Source organism: Flavobacterium sp. SM15 (assembly GCF_022012335.1).
Lineage (GTDB): Bacteria > Bacteroidota > Bacteroidia > Flavobacteriales > Flavobacteriaceae > Flavobacterium.
In genome coordinates this window covers 361,391-381,948 of record NZ_JAKLTO010000003.1, presented here as the reverse complement: position 1 = coordinate 381,948, position 20,558 = coordinate 361,391, and the positions used below count along the sequence as shown (strand labels likewise).

Genomic DNA, 20,558 nt, shown 5'->3' with positions numbered 1-20,558 from the left:
CATGACTTATATACCTAGACTTAAAGAAGAATACAAGAGCAGAGTAATTGCTGCTCTTACAGAGGAGTACGGTTATAAAAACGTAATGATGGTTCCTAAATTGGAGAAAATCGTTATTAGCCGTGGTGTTGGAGCTGCTGTATCTGATAAGAAATTAGTAGATCACGCAGTGGAAGAGTTAACAAAAATCACAGGTCAGAAAGCAGTTGCTACTATCTCTAAGAAAGACGTTGCGTCGTTCAAATTGAGAAAAGGAATGCCGATCGGAGCTAAAGTTACTTTACGTGGAGAAAGAATGTATGAATTCTTAGATCGTTTGATCACTTCTTCATTACCACGTGTAAGAGACTTCGGTGGTATCAAAGCTACAGGATTTGACGGAAGAGGAAACTACAACTTAGGTGTACTTGAGCAAATCATTTTCCCTGAAATTGATATTGACAAAGTAAACAAAATTGCAGGTTTCGATATTACATTTGTAACTTCTGCAAACACAGACAAAGAAGCAAAATCATTATTAGCTCAATTAGGTTTACCTTTTAAAAAGAATTAAGACATGGCTAAAGAATCAATGAAAGCCCGTGAGGTTAAAAGACAAGCGTTGGTAGAAAAGTATGCTGAAAAAAGAAAGGCTTTATTAGAAGCTGGAGATTATGAAGGTCTACAAAAATTACCAAAAAATGCTTCTCCGGTACGTTTACACAACCGTTGTAAATTAACTGGAAGACCAAGAGGGTACATGCGTCAGTTCGGAATTTCACGTGTTACTTTCCGTGAGATGGCCAACAGCGGATTAATTCCAGGAGTAAAAAAAGCAAGCTGGTAAGATTGTTTATTTAGCAGATAATTGTACATTTGCCGGATTTTTGTCGGTAACGTACAATTATCTGCTTTAAAAAAATAGAGTTTAATGGCTTCAGGTTCAGTGAGATGGTCTTATTGAAAACCGTTGCCGCAATTTAATAAATATGTATACAGATCCTATTGCAGATTTCTTGACAAGAGTTAGAAATGCAGTGCGTGCTAACCACAAAGTGGTGGAGATCCCTGCTTCTAACATGAAAAAAGAAATCACTAAGATTTTATTCGATCAAGGATATATCTTAAGTTACAAATTCGATGACAGTACTGTACAAGGTACCATCAAAATCGCTCTTAAGTACGATAAAGATACTAAAGAGTCTGTAATCAAAGATATCCAAAGAATCAGTAAACCAGGTTTACGTAAGTACGCTGGTGCTGCTAAACTGCCTAGAATCTTAAACGGTTTAGGTATTGCTATCGTTTCTACTTCTAAAGGTCTTATGACTGGAAAACAAGCGAAGCAATTAAATGTTGGTGGTGAAGTTGTTTGTTACGTATACTAATTTTAAAAAGACTTAACAATGTCAAGAATAGGTAAAAGTCCAATTGCAATTCCAGCTGGTGTAACTGTTGAAGTTAAGGATGCTGTAGTTACAGTTAAAGGAAAATTAGGTGAGCTTTCTCAAAATTTTTCAGATGTATCTGTTAAAGTTGAAGAAGGACAAGTAATCGTGGAAAGATCTTCTGATCACAAAGACGAAAGATCAAAACACGGTTTATACAGAGCTTTGATCAACAATATGATTGTTGGTGTATCCGAAGGTTTCACTAAAGAATTAGAATTAGTGGGAGTAGGTTATAGAGCGGCTAACCAAGGACAAAAATTGGATGTTGCTTTAGGTTTTTCTCATAACATAGTTCTTGAGGTGGTTCCTGAGGTGAAAGTAGAAACTGTATCTGAAAAAGGTAAAAACCCTATCATTAAATTAACTTCTCATGACAAGCAATTGTTAGGGCAAGTAGCTGCGAAAATCAGAGGTTTCCGTAAGCCAGAGCCTTACAAAGGAAAAGGAGTTAAATTCGTAGGGGAAGAGTTAAGAAGAAAAGCAGGTAAATCAGCTTAAAAATTAAGACTATGTCATTAACAAAATCTGAAAGAAGACAAAGAATAAAGTTCAGAATCAGAAAGATTGTAAGCGGTACTGCTGCAAATCCAAGACTTTCTGTTTTCAGAAGTAATAAAGAAATCTATGCGCAAATCATAGATGACGTAAACGGTGTGACACTAGCTGCTGCCTCTTCAAGAGAAGCTGGCGCAAAAGGAACAAAAATTGAAGTTGCTGCTGCAGTAGGTAAATTGATTGCCGACAAAGCACAAAAAGCAGGAATCAGTACTGTTTCATTTGACAGAGGTGGTTATTTATATCACGGAAGAGTTAAATCATTAGCAGACGGTGCCAGAGAAGCTGGACTTAAATTCTAAGAATTATGTATCATAATTATAAAAACGTAGAACTAGTAAAACCTAGTGGTCTTGAATTGAAAGATCGTTTGGTTAGTGTGAATCGTGTAACTAAAGTTACAAAAGGTGGTAGAGCTTTCGGGTTCTCTGCTATTGTAGTTGTAGGGGACGAGAACGGAGTAGTTGGTCACGGTTTAGGAAAATCAAAAGACGTTTCGGAAGCTATCGCTAAAGCAGTAGAAGATGCGAAAAAGAATTTGGTTCGTATTCCTTTAAGTGGGCAATCGGTTCCTCACGAACAAAAAGGTAAATTTGGTGGAGCAAGAGTATTATTGATGCCGGCTTCTCACGGTACAGGAGTAATTGCCGGTGGTGCAGTTCGTTCGGTATTGGAGTCTGTGGGTATTCACGATGTATTGTCGAAATCTCAAGGTTCATCAAACCCTCACAATGTTGTTAAAGCTACTTTTGATGCTTTATTACAAATGAGAAGTGCTCACACTGTTGCAAAACAAAGAGGTATTTCTTTAGAGAAAGTATTCAAAGGTTAATTCAAGGAAATTATGGCAAAGATATTAGTAAAACAAGTAAAAAGTCAAATTAACTGTCCTCAAACACAAAAGAGAACATTAGTGGCTTTAGGTCTTAAAAGATTAGGACAAGTTGTGGAGCATGATGCAAATTCTGCTATCCTTGGAATGGTAAATAAAGTTAAACACTTAGTTTCTGTAGAAGAAACTAAATAATATCATATTCATTATGAATTTAAGTAACTTACAACCGGCTGAAGGTTCAACACATAACCAAAATAAAAGAGTAGGTAGAGGAGAAGGTTCTGGAAAAGGTGGTACCGCTGCACGTGGACACAAAGGAGCTAAATCGCGTTCTGGTTATTCTAAGAAAATTGGTTTCGAAGGAGGTCAGATGCCTTTACAGAGACGTGTTCCTAAGTTTGGTTTCAAAAACATCAACCGTGTGGAATACCAAGGGATCAACCTTTCAACTTTACAGACATTAGTAGATAATGGTGTAGTAACTGATACAGTTGATTTCACAACAATGGTAGAAAACCGTTTGGCAACTAAAAATGAGCTTGTAAAGATTTTAGGAGGAGGAGAGCTTAAAGCAAAATTAAAAGTAACTGCTCACAAATTTACTGCGACTGCAAAAGCGGCTATCGAGGCTGCAGGAGGAGAAGCTGTAACTTTATAATCCAATATACCAGATGAAGAAGTTTATAGAATCGTTAGTTAATGCTTGGAAAATCGATGAGTTAAGAAACAAAATTGTTCTTACTCTTGGAATGTTAGTGGTGTACCGTTTCGGAGCACAGGTAACCCTTCCAGGTATTGATGCAACTAAATTGCACAATTTATCGACTCAAACTGATCAAGGTATAGGATGGTTAATCAATGTATTTACAGGTGGCGCGTTTTCGCAGGCATCTGTATTTGCATTGGGTATCATGCCGTATATTTCTGCTTCCATTGTGGTTCAGTTAATGGGAATTGCTATTCCTTATTTACAGAAACTGCAAAAAGACGGAGAAAGCGGTAGAAAGAAAATTAACCAAATTACAAGATGGTTAACAATTGGTATTACCCTATTACAAGGGCCGGGTTATATCTATAACCTGTACAAACAATTGCCAGCGGATGCCTTTTTATTAGGATTCAGCTCGTTCTCATTCTTATTCTCTTCTGTAATTATCTTAACTACAGGGACAATATTTGCAATGTGGCTTGGTGAGAAAATTACTGATAAAGGTATTGGAAACGGAATTTCGTTATTAATCATGGTTGGGATCTTGGCTCGTTTGCCTCAGGCATTCATTCAGGAATTCTCTTCTCGTGTAACTGAAAACAACGGAGGTCCAATGCTAATTGTTTTAGAAGTTATCATTTGGTTATTAATCATTATTGCATGTATTTTACTTACCATGGCTGTAAGAAAGATTCCGGTACAGTACGCTCGTCGTACAACAGCTGGTGATTTCGAACAAGACATGATGGGAGGTAACCGTCAGTGGATTCCATTAAAGCTTAATGCTTCTGGAGTTATGCCGATTATCTTTGCACAGGCAATTATGTTTATCCCGGCAGCTGTTGCAGGATTATCCTCTTCGGATGCGGCTCAAACCATTACGACTAGCTTCCAAAACATCTTTGGATGGCAGTATAATTTAGTTTTTGCTTTGTTAATCATTATTTTTACTTACTTTTACACCGCCATTACGGTTCCTACAAATAAAATGGCTGACGATTTAAAGCGCAGCGGAGGTTTTATTCCGGGAATTCGTCCAGGTGTGGAGACAGGTGATTATCTTGATAAAATAATGTCATTACTTACCTTTCCAGGTTCGTTATTCTTAGCATTAATTGCTGTGTTCCCAGCGATTGCCGTTAGTTTGTTAGGAGTACAACAAGGTTGGGCAATGTTTTATGGCGGAACATCATTGTTAATTATGGTGGGAGTTGCAATTGATACTATTCAACAGGTAAATTCATACTTATTGAATAAGCATTATGATGGGTTGATGAAAAGCGGTAAAAACAGAAAGGCGGTAGCTTAATTTTTATGGCAAAACAATCAGCAATAGAACAAGACGGTTCAATCATTGAAGCATTGTCAAATGCGATGTTCCGTGTAGAATTAGAAAACGGGCATGTTGTAATTGCTCACATTTCAGGAAAGATGCGTATGCATTACATCAAATTGTTACCTGGTGACAAAGTGAAACTGGAAATGAGCCCTTATGATTTGTCAAAAGCAAGAATTACTTATAGATACTAAAGCTATTATAAAATGAAAGTAAGAGCATCAGTTAAAAAAAGAAGTGCCGAGTGCATTATTGTACGTAGAAAAGGAAGATTGTACGTTATTAACAAAAAGAATCCTAGATTTAAACAAAGACAAGGATAATTATGGCAAGAATAGCAGGGGTTGATATCCCAAAAAACAAAAGAGGAGTTATTGCTTTAACCTATATCTTCGGAATTGGTAGAAGCAGAGCGCAAGAAATCTTAGAGAAAGCTAACGTTAGCGAAGATAAAAAAGTTCAAGATTGGAATGACGACGAAATCGGAGCAATCCGTGAGGCGGTTTCATACTTCAAAATTGAAGGAGAATTACGTTCTGAAATCTCTTTAAACATCAAACGTTTAATGGATATCGGATGTTACAGAGGTATCCGTCACAGAGCTGGTCTTCCGTTAAGAGGTCAGAGAACTAAGAACAACTCTAGAACAAGAAAAGGTAAAAGAAAAACTGTTGCTAACAAGAAAAAAGCAACTAAATAATAAGTAGTAGTATGGCTAAGGCAAGTACAAAAAAACGTAAAGTGATCGTTGAATCAACAGGCGAGGCTCATATTAATGCAACTTTTAACAACATCATCATCTCGTTAACTAACAAGAAAGGTGAAGTTATTTCTTGGTCTTCAGCTGGTAAAATGGGCTTCAGAGGTTCTAAAAAGAATACTCCTTACGCAGCTCAGATGGCAGCAGAAGATTGTAGCAAAGTAGCGTTAGAAGCTGGACTTAAAAAAGTAAAAGTTTACGTTAAAGGTCCAGGAAACGGAAGAGAGTCTGCAATCAGATCAATCCACAACGGAGGAATTGAAGTTACTGAAATCATCGATGTAACTCCAATGCCACACAACGGATGTCGTCCTCCAAAAAGAAGAAGAGTATAATTATAGTATAACCAAAGGTAGGAGAACGATTATCGGAGGATAAGACCTGAATTCATAATCCCTACCTTTTTATTTATTTTAGCAATGGCAAGATATACTGGTCCAAAAACAAAAATTGCCCGTAAATTCGGGGAAGCTATCTTCGGAGATGACAAAGCCTTCGAAAAAAGAAATTACCCTCCTGGTCAACATGGTTTGGCTAAAAAAAGAGGTAAAAAATCTGAATATGCTGTTCAGTTAATGGAAAAGCAAAAAGCGAAATATACTTACGGTATTTTAGAGCGTCAATTCAGAGGATTATATGAAAAAGCAGCGGCTTCTAAAGGAGTAACTGGTGAAATTCTTTTACAACTTTGTGAAGCACGTTTAGACAATGTGGTTTACAGAATGGGTATCGCACCTTCTCGTCGTGCAGCTCGTCAAATTGTATCTCACCGTCACATCACTGTTAATGGTGAAGTAGTTAACATTTCTTCTTACCACTTACGTCCAGGTGATAAAGTTGCAGTTCGTGAGAAATCAAAATCTCTAGAGGCTATCGAGCGTTCGTTATCTAATTCTAGTGCTGTTTACGAGTGGATTACTTGGAATAATGATACTAAAGAGGGAACTTTTGTTTCTGTTCCTCAAAGACTTCAGATTCCAGAAAACATCAAAGAACAGTTAATCGTAGAGTTGTACAACAAATAATAACTGACAACAGTCGAAAACAAATATGGCATTATTCAATTTTCAAAAGCCCGATAAAGTTATCATGATCGATTCAACCGATTTTGAAGGTAAGTTTGAATTCAGACCTTTAGAACCGGGATACGGATTGACCGTTGGTAACGCTTTAAGACGTGTTTTGCTATCTTCTTTGGAAGGATACGCAATCACTTCGGTACGTATTGAAGGAGTAGAACACGAATTCTCTACAATTTCCGGTGTGGTTGAAGATGTTACAGAAATTATCCTTAACCTTAAACAAGTGCGTTTCAAACGTCAGATTGAGGACATCGATAACGAATCTGTATCAATTTCTTTCTCAGGTAAAGATCAGTTAACCGCGGGTGATTTCCAAAAATACATCTCTGGTTTCCAGGTGTTAAACCCTGATTTGGTGATCTGTAACCTAGATGGTAAGATTACTATCAACATGGAATTGACTATCGAGAAAGGTCGTGGTTATGTTCCGGCTGAGGAAAATAAAAAACAAAACGCACCAATTGGTACTATTTTCACGGATTCAATTTACACTCCAGTAAAGAATGTGAAATATGCAATTGAAAACTTCCGTGTGGAGCAAAAAACTGACTACGAAAAGTTGGTTTTCGAGATCATCACAGACGGTTCAATTCATCCAAAAGATGCGTTAACAGAGGCAGCTAAAACGTTGATTCATCACTTTATGTTGTTTTCTGATGAAAGAATCACACTTGAGGCTGATGAAATTGCTCAAACTGAATCTTACGATGAGGAGTCTTTACACATGAGACAATTGCTTAAAACTAAGCTTGTTGATATGGACTTGTCTGTGAGAGCATTAAACTGTTTGAAAGCGGCTGAAGTTGAAACACTTGGTGATTTAGTTTCATTCAACAAGAATGACTTGATGAAGTTCCGTAACTTCGGTAAAAAATCATTAACTGAACTAGACGAACTAGTTGCTGTTAAAGGTTTGAATTTCGGAATGGATTTAGCTAAGTACAAATTAGATAAAGAATAAATTACTTCATATTTTGCGCTCCATAACGGATTGAAGCAAGATGAAGTTTAAAAAAGTACGTCATGAGACACGGAAAAAAAGTAAATCATTTAAGCAGACAGACTGGACATAGAAAAGCTATGTTGGCTAATATGGCTTGTTCGTTAATCGAGCACAAACGTATTAACACGACTGTCGCTAAAGCAAAAGCGCTTAAACAATTTGTAGAGCCTTTAGTAACAAAATCTAAAGAAGATACTACTCACAACCGTCGTATTGTTTTCTCTTACTTGAGAAACAAATATGCAGTTACTGAGTTGTTCAGAGAAGTTGCTGCTAAAGTTGGAGATCGTCCGGGAGGATATACTCGTATCATCAAGTTAGGAAACCGTCTTGGGGATAACGCTGATATGGCAATGATCGAGTTGGTAGATTTCAACGAATTGTACAACGGAGGTAAAAAAGAAGTTAAAAAAGCTACAACCCGTCGTGGTAAAGCTAAAAAAGCGGAGGCTACTGAGGCTCCTGCTGCAACTCCTGAAGCACCTGCGGCTGATGCAACAGAAAATACAGAAGCTACTGAATAATCATGAAACATTGATTTTCAATAAAATTAAGGATGAACTTTTTAAGTTTGTCCTTTTTTTTTGGTTTTTCGTGAGCAAATCCTCAGCGTTTTTTTAAACCATGTTCCCGCTGTCCGCTTTACAAGGTGTCGCTTCCATCGGGGCTAAAAGAAAACTAAAGGCTTCTTTTAAGCGAAATTTTTTAAAAGCAATTATTTAACCTAAATTTGCACAACTTTTTACAACACAACATAACAACACACAATGAAATATTCAAGTAGAAATCAGGCCATTTTATTGTTAAACGACGGAACTGTTTTTTATGGGAAATCCATAGGAATCGAAGGTAAAACCTTTGGGGAAGTTTGTTTTAATACGGGAATGACCGGATATCAGGAAATTTTTACCGACCCTTCTTATTACGGTCAAATCATGGTGGCCACCAATGCACACATAGGAAATTATGGGGTACATGCGGATGAAACGGATTCAGACAGCATCAAAATCGCCGGATTGGTTTGTAAAAACTTTAGTTTCAATTATTCTCGTCCTGATGCAGAAGGCAGCTTGTTGGAGTACTTCCAAAAAGTAAATCTGGTAGCTATTTCCGATGTAGATACACGCGCCCTTGTGGCATACATCCGTGATAACGGAGCGCAAAATGCAGTTATTTGTACCGATGGAACTTCGTTGGAAGAATTAAAAAAACAACTTGCCCAAGTCCCGAATATGAAAGGTCTAGAATTGGCTTCAACAGTTTCTACCAAAGAACCTTATTTCTTTGGAGATGAAAATGCTACATACAAAGTAGCTGCCTTGGATTTAGGGATCAAAACCAATATTTTAAGATGCTTGGCTGAAAGAGATTGCTATGTTAAGGTGTATCCTTATAATGCTACTTTTGAAGAATTGAAAGCGTTCAATCCTGACGGTTATTTCTTGTCAAACGGGCCTGGAGATCCCGAGCCTTTGAAAGAGGTGCAAGAAGTTGCCAAACAAATTATTGCTTCTGATAAGCCTGTGTTTGGAATTTGTTTGGGTCATCAAATAATCGGTTTGGCTAACGGCATTTCAACGTATAAAATGTTCAACGGTCACCGTGGGATTAACCATCCGGTGATGAATGTGATTACCAACAGAGGAGAAATCACCTCGCAAAATCACGGTTTTGCAGTAGTTCGTGAAGAATTGGAAAACCATCCTGATTTTGAAATTACCCACGTACACTTAAACGATGGAACGGTTGCTGGTATGCGCATGAAAAACAAAGCAGTTTTCTCGGTACAGTACCATCCTGAAGCAAGTCCTGGGCCGCACGATGCCCGTTACTTGTTTGACCAGTTCGTTGAAAATATTAAATTAGCAAAAAACTAATCCAAATCTGGATATTAAATAACCAAAAGATAAGATAGATTATGAGCATGATTATCAAAATTCACGCGAGACAAATATTAGATTCAAGAGGAAATCCTACCGTAGAAGTAGATGTAGTTACTGAAAACGGTATCTTAGGAAGAGCCGCTGTTCCATCAGGAGCTTCTACAGGAGAGCACGAAGCAGTTGAATTACGCGACGGCGGAAAGGCGTTCATGGGAAAAGGTGTTCTGAAAGCGGTTGAAAACGTAAACACGACCATCGCTTCTGAATTGGTTGGAATGTCGGTTTTTGAGCAAAATGCAATCGATAAAATGATGATTGAATTGGACGGTACACCAAACAAATCGAATTTGGGGGCAAATGCAATTTTAGGGGTTTCTTTGGCTGTGGCTAAAGCGGCGGCTAACGAATTAGGATTGCCTTTGTATCGCTATGTAGGTGGTGTTTCTGCAAACACGCTTCCGGTTCCGATGATGAATATTATCAACGGTGGTTCACACTCGGATGCGCCTATTGCATTTCAGGAGTTCATGATTATGCCGGTAAAAGCTCAGAATTTTACACATGCCATGCAAATGGGGACGGAAATTTTCCACAACCTTAAAAAAGTATTGCACGACAGAAACCTTTCAACAGCAGTTGGCGACGAAGGTGGTTTTGCTCCAAACTTAGCCGGTGGAACTGAGGATGCTTTAGACTCGATTAAATTGGCGGTTGAAAACGCAGGATATACTTTTGGTGATGATGTTATGATTGCTTTAGACTGTGCAGCTTCAGAATTCTATGTAAACGGAAAATACGATTACACAAAATTTGAAGGCGAAACCGGAAAAATCAGAACTTCGGAAGAACAAGCACAATATTTGGCGGATTTATCAGCTAAATACCCAATTATTTCTATCGAAGACGGTATGTATGAAGACGATTGGAACGGTTGGAAGTTGTTAACTGAGAAAATCGGGGATAAAGTGCAATTAGTTGGAGACGATTTATTTGTGACTAACGTACAGCGTTTATCGAGAGGAATTGAAGAAAATATTGCAAACTCGATCTTAATCAAAGTAAACCAAATCGGTACGTTAACGGAAACGATTGCAGCAGTAAACATGGCGCATAACGCTGGTTATACTTCAGTAATGTCGCACCGCTCTGGAGAAACAGAAGATAATACAATCGCTGATTTAGCGGTTGCTTTAAACTGTGGTCAAATCAAAACCGGATCGGCTTCGCGTTCAGACCGTATGTCGAAATACAACCAGCTTTTGAGAATTGAGGAAGAATTGGCGGAAGTAGCTTATTTTCCTGGATCAAAAGCATTTAAACAGTAATATTTTGTGTTCAGTTAAAAGTGTTTAACTGATACAAGTTACTTTTCAATAATTAAAAAAGCCTCAAGAGTTTTATAACTTTTGAGGCTTTTTTCGTACAAAGAATTAAAACGATTAAGGGAATCACTATCTTTGAGCTTCTATACTTGCAAACATGAAAAAACTACTACTTCTTTTATTGATGGTAACGGGAATGGTCAATGCGCAAATTGTGAATATTCCGGATCCGGTTTTTAAGGCGAAATTGTTGGCTGCGAGTCCTTCAAATAGAATAGCAAGTACTGATGAGTATCCTACTTATTCACCTACCTCTCCACCTAGTTTTGTTAAAATTGATGCTAATAATGATGGTGAAATACAGGTAAGTGAAGCATTGCTAATTAAAATTTTATGGCTAGATAGAGTTGATTCTCAATTGATAACTAATATGGAAGGTATTGAGGCTTTTGTGAATCTTAGATATTTGTATTTGTCCAATAATCAGATAGCAAGTTTAGATGTTTCGAATAATGTAAATCTTACTTATATCGATTTATTCAATAATCGATTAACAAGTTTAGATGTTTCGAATAATGTAAATCTTTATTATTTGAATTGCAACTATAATCAATTGACAAGTTTAGTTATAGGTGACATACATCTTCAAGTATTGCATTGTCAAAGGAATCAATTGACTAGTTTACCTGATATTGATCATTTAATGGAATTGAATTGCCAATATAATCAATTAACAACTTTAGATTTAACTCGTAATAGAGATATTTTAGCTGTGTATTGCAATAATAATCAATTAATTACTTTATTTGTTAAAAATGGGAAGGATGATGAGTATCTTCAGTTCTCTAATAATCCCAATTTAACCTATATCTGCGCAGATGCTGCTCAGGTGTCCAGTGTTCAGGCTCAAGCAGGTTCAGGCGTGATTGTAGATTCAAATTGTGTGTTAGGACTAAATGAAAATCATTTTGAAAATACAATTACTGTTTATCCTAATCCTTCACGATCAACGGTTGCGGTTTCTTCAAATTCCGTGGTCAAATCAATTCAAATAACGGATTACATGGGAAGGGTGGTAAATGTAAAATCTGTGAACGATTTACAAATTCAAATCGATGTTTCGGGTTTTGCTAATGGGGTTTACTTCTTTAAAATAGAAACCGAAAACGGAACGAAAATAGAGAAGATTATAAAAGAATAGCTTTCTGATAAAGTCTTCGAAAAAAATAGTTGCCTAAAAAAGCCTGATAAGAAAACTTGTCAGGCTTTTTTAGTTTATCAAATTCTCAATCAAATATGTGATATGCTCAATTTGTCTTTTGGTTAAGGAAGTAAAGGTTATTTTTGTTTTTCATTCTTTTGAAAGTTTTTTATGAAGCAAAGCTTTGGGTTTTTAGTATTCATTTTAACGGTTACAATGTCGGTGTTTTCGCAGAATTCATCAGTTGATAGTCTTCAGCAGGTTCTGAAAAATACACGTAACGATATTGATCGTACTGAACTTTTCAATGCGATCGCCGTTGAATACGGAGCCAATAATCCTAAATTAATGCAGCACTATGCAGAAAAGGCACTTCAGTTATCCAAAAAGATTAATCATCGATTAGCCGAAGGTAGCGCTTATCAGAATATGGGTAATGCCAATGTGGTTCTTGGAAATTATGTTCTGGCATTACAGTCCTTTTCCAACGCACAGTCGGTTTTTGAAGCTGAAATGGAAAAGAAAGCCGGAGCAGAAAAAGAAGAAAACCGAAATGCTTTAGCAAGGGCTTATGGAAGTATTGGAATCGTTTTTTCAGAGCAGAGTAATTATTCCAAAGCGCTCCAGTATCATCTGAAAGCTTTAAAAATTTATGAGCAAACTAAAAACAGCGAAAAACTTACTCGCGTATACAACAATTTAGGAATCGTTTACAAATCGTTGGGTGAAGATTTTAAAGCGCTCACTTATTTTATAAAATGCTTCAAAATTCAAGAAAAAATTCTGGATCCGGCCATTGGGATTACTACAACCAATATCGGAAACATTTATCTGAAGCAAAGAGATTATACCAGAGCATTTGAAAATTATAGTAAAGCGAAACTGTTTTTTGGAAAATATCCCGATCAAAGAGGTTTGGGTGAGCTTTATAATAACTTGGGTTTGTTTTACAAAAAGACTGGGAATAAAGGTAAAGCGTTGCAAAATTACGCATTAGCTTTGGAGGCTTTCAATTCGATTGAGGATAAGTTTGGGGTTTCAGATACGTATTTTCATATAGGTGAAATCAATCTGGAGCAACAGAATTACAAAGAAGCTTTGCTAAATACTTCTAAATCCTTGCAGCTTTCCAAGGAACTTGAGGTAACGGAACAAATTCAGGATGCCGAGAAAAGGTTAAGTGAAATTTATGAAAAGCTGGGCGATTCTCAGCAAGCCTTAACGCATTATAAACTTTACAGTATTGCAAAAGACAGCGTGAGTAATCACGAAAACATTAGAAACAGTGTTCGGGCCGAAATGAATTTCGAATTTGAAAAGAAAGAAACCTTGCAGAAGGAAGAGCAGGAGAAAAGAGAAATCATTTATCAAGAACAGGCAAAAAGACACCAATTGCAAATTTGGTATACCGTTTTATTGGTTTTGTCTTTATGTGGAATCGGGTTTCTGATTTACAGCCGCATTCAGTTGAAAAAGAACCTTACGCTTCAGAAAGATTTAGCAGAATATGAGCAAAAAGCGCTTCACTTGCAAATGAACCCACATTTCGTGTTTAATTGTTTGGGATCGATTTCCAGTTTTATTGTTCAGAACGGAACGGATTCGGCGATTAAATATCTTTCGAAGTTTTCAAAATTGATGCGTCTTACCTTAGAATATTCCAAGGAAACATTAATTCCGATTGATAAGGAAATAGAGAGTTTGCAGAATTATCTTGAGCTGGAGCAATTGCGTTTCAATCAAAAGTTTAGTTTTTCCATTGTCAAAGGCAATGATATAGAAGATGATATGGCGCTTCCGCCGCTTTTGTTGCAGCCTTTTGTGGAAAATGCGATCATTCATGGATTGATTCCCAAGAAAGAAGCAGGAACTATTTCTATCGATTTTTCACTGAATCATGAAAACCTGATTTGTTCCATTACCGATAACGGCATCGGGTTCAATAAATCAAAAGAACTGAAAGAGAATTTAGTGTCGGTGCACAAATCAATGGCGCTCGATATTACCAAAAAGCGTTTGGAAATGATGCAGGCGTACACTTCCAAAAAAGCCAAAGTAGAAATTGAAGAACTAAATGATAACGGAAGTATATCAGGTACCAAAGTGGTTTTAAAACTTCCGATACAATACATAAAATAAATGATTACAGCCTTATTAATCGACGACGATGCCAATTTGCGCAACGGAATGAGAAGCCTTTTGACCCGTTATGCGCCCGAGATTAAAATTATTGGTGAAGCCGATAGTGTAAAAACGGGAATTGTAGCGATGCAACAGTTGGAGCCGCAAGTGGTGTTTCTGGACATTCAACTTGGTGATGGAACCGGATTTGACATCTTGGAGGAAATCGCTCTTAAAAATGGAAAATCCTCCTCACATATTGTTTTTATTACTGCTCACGAACAGTACGCCGTGAAAGCGTTTCGTTTCAGTGCGCTGGATTTTTTGTTGAAACCTGTAGATCCGGAAGAGCTTGAGAAAGTAATCGTGAAAATCAAAAATGCTTTGCATAAGAATGACAGTTATGCGCATATCGATTTGCTTTTGGAGAACATCCGTAAAAAGGTAGACAATTTTAAACGAATTGCGCTTTCCACTTCAGACGGGATTCATTTGTTTGAGATCAGTGATATCATCCGTTGTGAAAGCGAAGATAATTACACCAAGTTTTATATTAAGAACAACAAGCCGGTGCTTATTTCCAAAACACTCAAGGAATACGAAGAGCTTTTGGCGGAACATGGTTTTGAGCGCATCCATCAATCGCACCTTATTAATCTTTCTTATTTGAAATCGTACATTAAAAAAGATGGTGGTTATGTAATTATGGCCGACAATAGTAACTTGCCCATTTCTCAACGAAAAAAAGAGCGCTTGCAGGAAGTTTTGAAGAGTTTATAATGAATTCTAACTGAAAACTATCAAATACTCAATTACTAAAATATACTGTTTGTAAGTTTTTACTTTTACAAAGTACAACTACCGAAAATATCAAATTATGAAAAAACTATTTTTACTTCTTTTGTTGGTCTGTGGCTTTGCCCATGCGCAGATTGTGAACATTCCGGATGCGAATTTTAAGACCGCTCTGGTGAATTCAAATTGTGTTGATATAAATAATGATCAGTATGGGGATTTAGATGCTGATGCTAATAATAATGGGGAAATAGAATTGTCTGAAGCATTAGCTGTTCAAAATTTAATAGTTTTTGGTTCAAATATTTCTTCATTGGAAGGAATACAAAGTTTTGCTAATTTGGTTGTTTTGTCTGCGGGAAACAATCAGATTGCGAGTTTTGACGGTACAGGATTAATCAATTTGAAAAGTCTTCGCTTGTATAATAATCAATTGACAGGACTTGACGTTTCGAATCTGCCGTTACTTGAGAATTTACAATGTTTTGAAAATAATTTAAACTCACTTAATGTGTTAGGTCTTACTCATTTAAAATTGTTAGATTTTAATTCATGTCAGCTCACAAATATCTCTTTAAGTGGTTTGTCTAGCCTTGAAGATTTAAGATGTTATTCAAATCAATTATCAGCCTTGGATTTAAACGGATTAATTGGTCTAAAACATTTATATTGTATGGGTAATCAGTTAACAACTCTTGATTTTACAGGATTGCTTAATTTGCAAGATGTTAATTGTAGAGACAATCAATTAAACCAACTTGATTTTTCGGGAAATCCTTTGTTTGAGGATTTGTCTTGTGCGAATAACTCCTTGTATTATATTAATATTAAAAATGGAAGAACTCATTGGAATCCAGATAATGACTGGTCTTTTAATCCAAATCTAATTTCAGTTTGCATAGACGAAAGTGAGCGTTCAATGATAGAGTGGGTTATAAGTAATAGTACTGCGATTAATGTTGATTCAGTGATAAGTAATTATTGTTCATTTGTGCCTGGAGGGAACTACAACACAATAACCGGAAACGTAATTTTCGATGCAGATAATAACGGTTGTGATGCTTCAGATTTGCCCCAGCCTTTTATAAAAATGGAAATAGCTAATCCAGCGTTGCTAGATGCAACATATACAAATATGGGCGGGAATTATGCTTTTTATACTTCTTATGTTCCATCTTTATTTTATATTGTAAGACCGGATATAGAGAACGCATCATTCTTTAACTTCTCCCCAGCAAGCGCTACAATTACTTTTCCAGATGATAATAACAATGTCGCAACTCAAAATTTCTGTATTACGGCCAATGGCGTGCATCCTGATTTGGAGATTGTGGTTTTGCCTGTTATTCCTGCTCGTCCGGGTTTAAATGCAACCTACAAAATCGTTTTCAAAAACAAAGGAAATCAGGTAATGTCGCAGCTATACGGAGTTACGTTTTCGTTCAATCAGCATCTAATGAATTTAATTTCCTCAAGCATACCTACCTCGTCACAAACGCCGGGAACGCTAACTTGGGATTATTCCAACTTAATGCCTTTCGAATCCAGAAGTATTGATGTTGTGATGCATGTTAATACACCAACTGATACGAATCCGGTGAATGCAGGCGATATTTTACAATTGACTGCAACAGTTTCTCCGATGTTAGGAGATGAAAATGTAATGGATAATACTTTTCAGTACAGTCAAACCGTGGTGAATTCATACGATCCTAACGACAAGATTTGTTTGCAAGGTGAAACAGAATCGCCTACAAAAATTGGAGACTATCTGCATTATGTAATCAATTTTGAGAATATCGGAACGGATGATGCTATAAATGTTGTTGTAAAAGACGTTATCGATACAACCAAATTCGATGAAAAATCCCTTCAGATTTTAGATAGTTCGCATCCGGTTACGGCAAAAATCTCAGGAAATGTGGCGGAATTTATCTTTGAAAGCATCAATCTAACACGAGGCGGACATGGAAATATCCTTTTAAAGGTAAAAACGAGAGACAATTTGGTGGTTGGTGATGTGGTGACCAATAAAGCGGATATCTTCTTCGATTATAATGCTCCAATTCAAACCAATATGGCCGCCACCAGATTCGAGTCTTTAGGGATAGTTGATACTGTAGTTGATAATTTGATTTCGATTTATCCTAACCCAACAAATGATGTAATTCAAGTAAAATCAGAAAGTACTATTCAATCGATACAACTTTTTGATGCGCAGGGAAGATTGCTTCAAACCCGAATTTCAGAAAAACAAAGTGAAACCATCGATTTGAACTCGAAAGCTTCTGGGGTTTATTTTGTGAAGATTACAACCGAAAAAGGTGGTAAAATTGAAAAAGTAATCAAGAAATAATAAAATAGTTTAGTTAAGTGCCCAAAAAGCCCCGGAGTTTGTCTTTGGGGCTTTTGGGGTACTATTTTAAGGGATTTGTGATTAAAATTGTTTTTTTGAAATAATTAACGAAAAGGCTATCGATTTTCTTTTTTAATTCATTGGGAATTTCATAAATTCGCCTAGAACAAAAAATAATTACATTTAATTCCTAATACAAACATGTCGAAAACTGCAATATTAGAAATTGATGGCAACAAATATGAGTTTCCAGTTATCGTGGGAAGTGAGAATGAGGTTGCTATCGATATTGAGAAGCTACGTGCTGCTACCGGTGCAATTACCTTAGACCCAGGGTACAAAAATTCTGGATCTTGTCAAAGTGAAATCACGTTCCTTGACGGAGAAGAAGGAATTCTTCGTTACAGAGGATATGCCATCGAAGACTTAGCAGAAAAAGCAAACTTTTTAGAAGTATCTTATTTGGTTATCTTCGGAGAGCTTCCAACTGCAAAACAGTTAGAGCAATTTGAGAATGACATCCGTAAATATACTTTGGTGAACGAGGAGATGAAAAATATCATCGACGGTTTTCCAAAAACGGCGCACCCAATGGGCGTGTTGAGTTCTTTAACCAGTGCCTTAACAGCATTCAACCCTAAAGTGGTTAATGTGGAAAACGAAAAGGAAATGTATGATGCCGTATGTAAAACAATGGGTAAATTCCTTGTTTTAGCTACCTGGACGTTCCGTAAAAGCTCTGGTTTCCCATTAAATTACTACGATAATACTAAGGGATATGTTGAGAACTTCATGCGTTTAATGTTTGAATTACCAACAGGTCCTTACAAAATCAATCCAGTAGTTGTTAATGCTTTGGATAAGTTGTTCATACTTCATGCTGATCACGAGCAAAACTGTTCGACTTCAACAGTAAGAATGGTTGGGTCGTCTCATGCGGGATTATTTGCTTCAATTTCTGCCGGAGTTTCTGCACTTTGGGGGCCTCTTCACGGAGGAGCAAACCAAGCCGTATTGGAAATGTTGGAAGAAATCCAAAAAGATGGTGGCGATGCAGATAAATTCTTAGCAAAAGCAAAAGATAAAAACGATCCGTTCCGTTTGATGGGATTCGGGCACCGTGTTTATAAGAACTTCGATCCAAGAGCAAAAATCATCAAAAAAGCTGCGGATGAAGTTTTAGCAGAATTAGGAGTAAACGATCCAATTTTGAACATCGCTAAAAAATTAGAAGAGTCAGCCTTGCAGGATGAGTACTTCAAATCAAGGAACTTGTATCCAAACGTAGATTTCTATTCCGGTATCATTTACCGCGCTTTAGGAATTCCTACCGATATGTTCACGGTATTGTTCGCTATCGGACGTTTACCAGGATGGATTGCACAGTGGAAAGAAATGCGCGTGAACAAAGAACCAATTGGTCGTCCGCGTCAGGTTTATGTTGGAGCGCCATTGCGTCCGTTTAAACCTATGAACGAAAGATAAATAGAAACATTTTATAGTTTCAAAATAATAACTAAAGCCTCACATTTTGTGAGGTTTTTCTTTTTGTCAATAAGTTTTATTTTTATTAATGTAGGTATATACTTATGATTTTACATTTGTGGTGTTTAACCAAATTTATATTTACTTATGAAAATTAAAATGTTATTGTTATCATCAGCACTATTTTTTATAGGGCACAAAGTTGTTGGACAAACTTATTCTGCACCGGCAAGTGCAGGGACGGGAGGGTCTAATAATACCAATGTTGGATCTTTTGCAGGAAGTAATTCTACTCATTCCAACAATAATGGGAATATTGCTATTGGATATTATGCAGGAACTTCAAATGTTTCAGGAACTTCAAACAGTTTTTTGGGTCACTATTCTGGAAATTCTAATATTTCTGGGATTCAAAATGCGTTCATGGGGGGAGGAATCTGGTCGATATAATACTGAAGGTTGGGGTAATGCTTTTTTTGGGTTTTCCTCTGGGAAAAGTAATGTTACTGGTTTTCAAAATGTTTTTATGGGTTATAATTCCGGAGTGACTAATTCTGCTGGATATCAAAATGTTTTTTTAGGAGCAGCATCAGGATCTGGCAATACTTCGGGAGATAGAAATACATTTTTGGGGACAAGTTCCGGTTATGTAAATACTACAGGAGTTCTTAATACTTATTTAGGATATTCAGCAGGAGGTAATGCTGCTACTGGATCTAGAAATACATTAATAGGTTTTGGATGTGGTGGAGGATTGGTTTCGGGTAGTAATAATACCTTTTTAGGATATGTTCAAACTTCTGCTGCAACTTCAGAAACAATAATTCTTGCAAATGGTCTTGGTAATCAGGGAATTTATGTTGATCCTACTGGTAAAACAGGGATTCATTTAGGGAATAATGTTGTTCCGCAAAATACACTTGAAGTGAAGCATGGAACACTTGGTAATTCTGGGTTGAGATTGACAAGTTTACGAAATTCCGATCCTTCTATTGCTAATACCACTACTAAAGTCCTTTCGGTAAATGCTAGTGGAGATGTGGTGTTGGTAAATGATATTGTTGGTACTGGTAGTGCTACGTCTGTTTCAGCAGGAACTAATATTAATGTTGCCGGTGATCCTGTTTCAGGATATACTATTTCTAGTCCTTATCAGTCCTTATCGTTAAGTGGAAATATTTTGAGTATTTCTGGCGGGAACACAGTACAGCTTCCTATATATGCGAACATAGATACAAGTATCTATGAAAACGATGGAACTTTAGCCACAGACAGAGTAGTTACCATGAATAACAATGATTTGATTTTTAACACTTCTGGAAATGGAACTAATGCAGGAGGTAGAATTTATGTTGGTAATACAACAGCGTTTACCACAGCAAACTTTCCAACAGCCACAGGAGATTATAGAATGTATATTGAAGGAGGAATTCTAACAGAAAAAGTAAAAGTTGCTCTAAAAAGCACTTCAAATTGGGCAGATTACGTTTTTGCCAACGATTATAAATTAATGCCATTAAGCGAAGTAGAGGCTTTCGTAAAAGAAAACAAACATTTACCGGGTGTTGCTTCTGCAAAAAACATTAACGGAAGAAGGCTTAGACATAGGAGCAATGCAAGCCAAACAAATGGGGAAAAATGAAGAATTGACTTTACATTTAATTGAACAAAATAAACAGATTGAA

25 protein-coding genes are annotated in these 20,558 nt (G+C 36.7%); all 25 read left to right on the top strand.

Annotated features, from left to right (window positions below; all coding sequences use genetic code 11):
• Window position 1: 1 nt before the first annotated feature.
• The 25 genes from rplE to LZZ90_RS07295 all read left to right on the top strand — a co-directional run bounded on the left by rplE (window position 2) and on the right by LZZ90_RS07295 (window position 20,515).
• A complete protein-coding gene (rplE, locus tag LZZ90_RS07415) occupies window positions 2–553 on the top strand; it encodes a 50S ribosomal protein L5 (RefSeq protein WP_237790050.1) in 552 nt (183 codons plus the stop codon).
• Window positions 554–556: 3 nt separating this feature from the next.
• Window positions 557–826: a 30S ribosomal protein S14 gene (rpsN, locus tag LZZ90_RS07410; RefSeq protein WP_023574067.1), complete on the top strand. Its 270-nt coding sequence runs from the start codon at window positions 557–559 to the stop codon at window positions 824–826.
• A gap of 142 nt (window positions 827–968) precedes the next feature.
• Window positions 969–1,367, top strand: a complete 399-nt coding sequence (rpsH, locus tag LZZ90_RS07405) for a 30S ribosomal protein S8 (protein WP_237790049.1) — start codon at window positions 969–971, stop codon at window positions 1,365–1,367.
• Window positions 1,368–1,385: 18 nt separating this feature from the next.
• Entirely contained in the window at window positions 1,386–1,928 is a 543-nt protein-coding gene (gene rplF, locus LZZ90_RS07400; protein WP_237790048.1) for a 50S ribosomal protein L6, read from the top strand.
• A gap of 11 nt (window positions 1,929–1,939) precedes the next feature.
• Entirely contained in the window at window positions 1,940–2,287 is a 348-nt protein-coding gene (rplR, locus tag LZZ90_RS07395) for a 50S ribosomal protein L18 (protein WP_237790047.1), read from the top strand.
• A gap of 5 nt (window positions 2,288–2,292) precedes the next feature.
• Window positions 2,293–2,817: a 30S ribosomal protein S5 gene (rpsE, locus tag LZZ90_RS07390; RefSeq protein ID WP_237790046.1), complete on the top strand. Its 525-nt coding sequence runs from the start codon at window positions 2,293–2,295 to the stop codon at window positions 2,815–2,817.
• A gap of 12 nt (window positions 2,818–2,829) precedes the next feature.
• Window positions 2,830–3,012, top strand: a complete 183-nt coding sequence (gene rpmD, locus LZZ90_RS07385; protein WP_237790045.1) for a 50S ribosomal protein L30 — start codon at window positions 2,830–2,832, stop codon at window positions 3,010–3,012.
• A gap of 13 nt (window positions 3,013–3,025) precedes the next feature.
• Window positions 3,026–3,478 carry a 50S ribosomal protein L15 gene (rplO, locus tag LZZ90_RS07380; RefSeq protein ID WP_237790044.1) on the top strand — a complete coding sequence of 151 codons (453 nt, stop codon included), beginning with the start codon at window positions 3,026–3,028 and terminating at the stop codon, window positions 3,476–3,478.
• A 13-nt stretch (window positions 3,479–3,491) separates the two neighbouring features.
• Entirely contained in the window at window positions 3,492–4,838 is a 1,347-nt protein-coding gene (secY, locus tag LZZ90_RS07375) for a preprotein translocase subunit SecY (RefSeq protein ID WP_237790043.1), read from the top strand.
• A gap of 5 nt (window positions 4,839–4,843) precedes the next feature.
• Complete coding sequence (gene infA / locus LZZ90_RS07370) at window positions 4,844–5,059, top strand: translation initiation factor IF-1 (protein ID WP_026714631.1); 216 nt, start codon at window positions 4,844–4,846, stop codon at window positions 5,057–5,059.
• A 12-nt stretch (window positions 5,060–5,071) separates the two neighbouring features.
• Window positions 5,072–5,188: a type B 50S ribosomal protein L36 gene (ykgO, locus tag LZZ90_RS07365; RefSeq protein WP_002987490.1), complete on the top strand. Its 117-nt coding sequence runs from the start codon at window positions 5,072–5,074 to the stop codon at window positions 5,186–5,188.
• Between the two features lie 2 nt (window positions 5,189–5,190).
• The gene (gene rpsM, locus LZZ90_RS07360; protein WP_237790042.1) at window positions 5,191–5,565 is read left to right on the top strand and encodes a 30S ribosomal protein S13; all 375 of its coding nucleotides are present in this window, start codon (window positions 5,191–5,193) and stop codon (window positions 5,563–5,565) included.
• Window positions 5,566–5,576: 11 nt separating this feature from the next.
• Window positions 5,577–5,960: a 30S ribosomal protein S11 gene (rpsK, locus tag LZZ90_RS07355; protein ID WP_023574076.1), complete on the top strand. Its 384-nt coding sequence runs from the start codon at window positions 5,577–5,579 to the stop codon at window positions 5,958–5,960.
• An 84-nt stretch (window positions 5,961–6,044) separates the two neighbouring features.
• A complete protein-coding gene (gene rpsD / locus LZZ90_RS07350; protein WP_237790041.1) occupies window positions 6,045–6,650 on the top strand; it encodes a 30S ribosomal protein S4 in 606 nt (201 codons plus the stop codon).
• 25 nt (window positions 6,651–6,675) lie between these two features.
• Window positions 6,676–7,668 (top strand): DNA-directed RNA polymerase subunit alpha, encoded by a 993-nt coding sequence (locus LZZ90_RS07345; protein WP_237790040.1) that lies wholly within the window; start codon window positions 6,676–6,678, stop codon window positions 7,666–7,668.
• A 62-nt stretch (window positions 7,669–7,730) separates the two neighbouring features.
• Window positions 7,731–8,234 (top strand): 50S ribosomal protein L17, encoded by a 504-nt coding sequence (gene rplQ / locus LZZ90_RS07340; protein WP_237790039.1) that lies wholly within the window; start codon window positions 7,731–7,733, stop codon window positions 8,232–8,234.
• A gap of 243 nt (window positions 8,235–8,477) precedes the next feature.
• Window positions 8,478–9,587: a glutamine-hydrolyzing carbamoyl-phosphate synthase small subunit gene (gene carA / locus LZZ90_RS07335; RefSeq protein ID WP_237790038.1), complete on the top strand. Its 1,110-nt coding sequence runs from the start codon at window positions 8,478–8,480 to the stop codon at window positions 9,585–9,587.
• Window positions 9,588–9,628: 41 nt separating this feature from the next.
• Window positions 9,629–10,918, top strand: a complete 1,290-nt coding sequence (gene eno, locus LZZ90_RS07330) for a phosphopyruvate hydratase (protein ID WP_237790037.1) — start codon at window positions 9,629–9,631, stop codon at window positions 10,916–10,918.
• Between the two features lie 154 nt (window positions 10,919–11,072).
• Window positions 11,073–12,116, top strand: a complete 1,044-nt coding sequence (locus LZZ90_RS07325) for a leucine-rich repeat domain-containing protein (protein WP_237790036.1) — start codon at window positions 11,073–11,075, stop codon at window positions 12,114–12,116.
• A 171-nt stretch (window positions 12,117–12,287) separates the two neighbouring features.
• Window positions 12,288–14,255 carry a tetratricopeptide repeat protein gene (locus tag LZZ90_RS07320; protein ID WP_237790035.1) on the top strand — a complete coding sequence of 656 codons (1,968 nt, stop codon included), beginning with the start codon at window positions 12,288–12,290 and terminating at the stop codon, window positions 14,253–14,255.
• On the top strand, window positions 14,256–15,017 hold the full coding sequence (locus tag LZZ90_RS07315; protein ID WP_237790034.1) for a LytTR family DNA-binding domain-containing protein: 762 nt from the start codon (window positions 14,256–14,258) through the stop codon (window positions 15,015–15,017).
• 97 nt (window positions 15,018–15,114) lie between these two features.
• A complete protein-coding gene (locus LZZ90_RS07310; protein ID WP_237790033.1) occupies window positions 15,115–17,388 on the top strand; it encodes a T9SS type A sorting domain-containing protein in 2,274 nt (757 codons plus the stop codon).
• 201 nt (window positions 17,389–17,589) lie between these two features.
• Complete coding sequence (locus LZZ90_RS07305) at window positions 17,590–18,873, top strand: citrate synthase (RefSeq protein WP_237790032.1); 1,284 nt, start codon at window positions 17,590–17,592, stop codon at window positions 18,871–18,873.
• Between the two features lie 147 nt (window positions 18,874–19,020).
• Window positions 19,021–19,323: a hypothetical protein gene (locus LZZ90_RS07300; protein WP_237790031.1), complete on the top strand. Its 303-nt coding sequence runs from the start codon at window positions 19,021–19,023 to the stop codon at window positions 19,321–19,323.
• Window positions 19,289–20,515 (top strand): hypothetical protein, encoded by a 1,227-nt coding sequence (locus tag LZZ90_RS07295; protein WP_237790030.1) that lies wholly within the window; start codon window positions 19,289–19,291, stop codon window positions 20,513–20,515. The genes LZZ90_RS07300 and LZZ90_RS07295 overlap by 35 nt, the downstream gene beginning before the upstream one ends.
• Window positions 20,516–20,558 lie beyond the last annotated feature (43 nt).